Annotated in this window: 3 protein-coding genes and 1 pseudogene; 2 read left to right on the forward strand and 2 right to left on the reverse strand. The window is 43.6% G+C overall.

The features are described from left to right. A pseudogene (locus ACYTXL_RS33325) lies at positions 1-444 on the forward strand (BREX system P-loop protein BrxC); the annotation flags it as partial. 28 nt (positions 445-472) lie between these two features. Here the strand turns inward: ACYTXL_RS33325 and ACYTXL_RS33330 are convergent. Then, the gene (locus ACYTXL_RS33330; RefSeq protein ID WP_461928323.1) at positions 473-811 is read right to left on the reverse strand and encodes a type II toxin-antitoxin system PemK/MazF family toxin; all 339 of its coding nucleotides are present in this window, start codon (positions 809-811) and stop codon (positions 473-475) included. Further along, complete coding sequence (locus ACYTXL_RS33335; protein WP_334834121.1) at positions 798-1,022, reverse strand: CopG family transcriptional regulator; 225 nt, start codon at positions 1,020-1,022, stop codon at positions 798-800. Before ACYTXL_RS33335 ends, ACYTXL_RS33330 begins: the two co-directional genes overlap by 14 nt. Before the next feature lie 216 nt (positions 1,023-1,238). On the opposite strand from ACYTXL_RS33335, the gene ACYTXL_RS33340 reads away from it, so the two are divergent. Further along, complete coding sequence (locus ACYTXL_RS33340) at positions 1,239-2,120, forward strand: hypothetical protein (RefSeq protein ID WP_461928324.1); 882 nt, start codon at positions 1,239-1,241, stop codon at positions 2,118-2,120. The last annotated feature ends 53 nt before the right edge of the window (positions 2,121-2,173 follow it).

Consider the following 2,173-nt stretch of genomic DNA (forward strand, 5'->3'; position numbering starts at 1 on the left):
CTAACAAGTCAAATTTATCAAGTGCAGACTAAGGGCAAAGCAATGCGGGAGAAATTAGCTGAGTATGTGACTTCTGCTCACCAAGATATTTCTGCCCAGCTAGACCTCACAAATCTCACCCAAGATATTGATAAAGTTGTCACCTCAGTTGATCGGGTAGCAAGCATTGATTCTGCGATCGCACATCAGAGTGAACTAGAAAACATCCTCCCACATTTGCTGGAAAAAGTAGACAAGCTTGCTAATGAAATCATCGAGCGTCAATCGAGCAATGGCAGTTATAGTACAGCAACGTTTATCAAATCTATCGTATCGGTTCAGGTAGCGAGAGTTGCAACTAAGTCGCTACTGGAAACACCCCAAGATGTGGATGTTTATTTAGAGGCTTTGCGGAATACTCTACTGGATAAGATTCACCAAAATCATCGCGTCCGTCTTGAATAAATCTGGCGGGGCGGCTCTCCTGTTTTGCCTACTCCAAGCCTAAATGCAACTTGAGAGCAGCATCAACTAATTGCATCAAATCCTGATTCAAACAACCTACCCCATCTCCTAAAATGCGCTGCTTTGAAATCGTGCGTACCTGCTGCGCTTGTACCTTAGAAGGCTTAGATAAACCACTTTCCTCTGGATTCAATAAAACCTCAAAAGGATAAACACGACTGACATTAGACGTAATCGGTAAAATTGTCACCGTACTAGCAGCACTGTTATTAGCATCATTGCTCACAATTAGCACAGGCCGGCGTTTATCCATTTCTGCCCCTACTACTGGACTGAGATTAGCATAGTAAATTTCACCACGTTTCATCTGTTAACCCATCCCCTATTGTCAAATCCCAATCTGGGTCAACTTCCGCCGAAGCTTGGCTGTAAGCTTGCTCTAACTCTTGATACCGCAGTAACTCCAGTGCTAACTCAATGACTTGGGAGCGAGATTTACACCCCTTTGTCACTTTGTAATTCTCAATAAACTCTATTAAAGATGCTGGTAAGGAAATGGATAGTTTTTCAGCTGGCATGGTATTACCAAAAGGTAATTATATTTTTCTTACTTTATAGTAGCCAAAATAGTAGGAAATCAACTTAAATCCTGGTAAATAGAAATTCCATAGCAAAAGTCAGTTAAAACGCGGTGGTTATCAAGGTGTTAATTCGTTAAAACTGACTTGGGTTAATCTCTCCGAAATTAAATGCGGGGTGGTTGATGTGAAAAACTACCAATTTTCAATCACTGTATGAACCGCACTGCTATTAAAAACTTCGCAATTTGGGCGCGTCGCTACTTACGGGAACAAGTAAAAGCTCGTGCGACCCAGTATGGCATTACTGACAAAAGCATCACACAACCCCAAGCCGTTACAGGTGGGCTGTTGGTGGCAGGTCAAACGTTGAACGCAACGGAAACAAACCAATACGAACAACTGCGAAATCGCTTGCAAGATTTAACGCTAATTTCCAGCCCAGCCCAGGCGTTAGATGCGCTGATTAATGAAATTGCCTACACCTGGTTTAACCGTTTAGCGGCGTTGCGATTTATGGAGGTGAATGGATATATTGGGCGGGTGTTGAGTAGTAGTGACCCGAATTTGGTAGACCCTGATTTGTTGCGGGATGCTAGTTCTATTGCCGAAATGGGGGATTTACCTGGACTTGACTTGGATACTCTCAATGAATGGCGTGGTTTTGCTAATCGTGATCCTAACCCGGATGAGTTTCTCTATCGGCGTCTGGTGTTAGCTCAGTGTAAAGCTTTGGCAGAGGGAATTCCGGCAGTGTTTGACCCTCGCCAGAACTACCAAGCGCTGTTTTTACCTGGAAATCTGTTAAATCAGGATTCAATTGTCAGGCGACTGGTGAAGGAGATTCCAGAGGAAGACTGGCAGGATATTGAAGTAGTGGGTTGGCTGTATCAGTTCTATATTTCTGAACGCAAGGATGAGGTAATTGGAGCAAAGTCGAAGGTTGCAGCCGCAGATATCCCAGCCGCGACGCAATTGTTTACCCCGCATTGGATTGTTCAGTATATGGTGGAGAACAGTTTAGGGCGGTTGTGGTTAGAGTCTCACCCGGAATCACGGTTGCGGGAATGTATGCCGTACTATAGGAATCATATTTGATTTATGAAAAAAACTACGAGATAATACGGTGAGATATGTCTGTCTAATAGCGA

This window comes from Nostoc sp. (assembly GCF_054880495.1).

What these genes read in the sequence shown, in the direction of transcription:
- ACYTXL_RS33335 (WP_334834121.1), bottom strand. Translation starts at nt 1,022, where the DNA reads ATGCCAGCTGAAAAACTATCCATTTCCTTACCAGCATCTTTAATAGAG.
- ACYTXL_RS33340 (WP_461928324.1), top strand. Translation starts at nt 1,239, where the DNA reads ATGAACCGCACTGCTATTAAAAACTTCGCAATTTGGGCGCGTCGCTAC.
- ACYTXL_RS33330 (WP_461928323.1), bottom strand. Translation starts at nt 811, where the DNA reads ATGAAACGTGGTGAAATTTACTATGCTAATCTCAGTCCAGTAGTAGGG.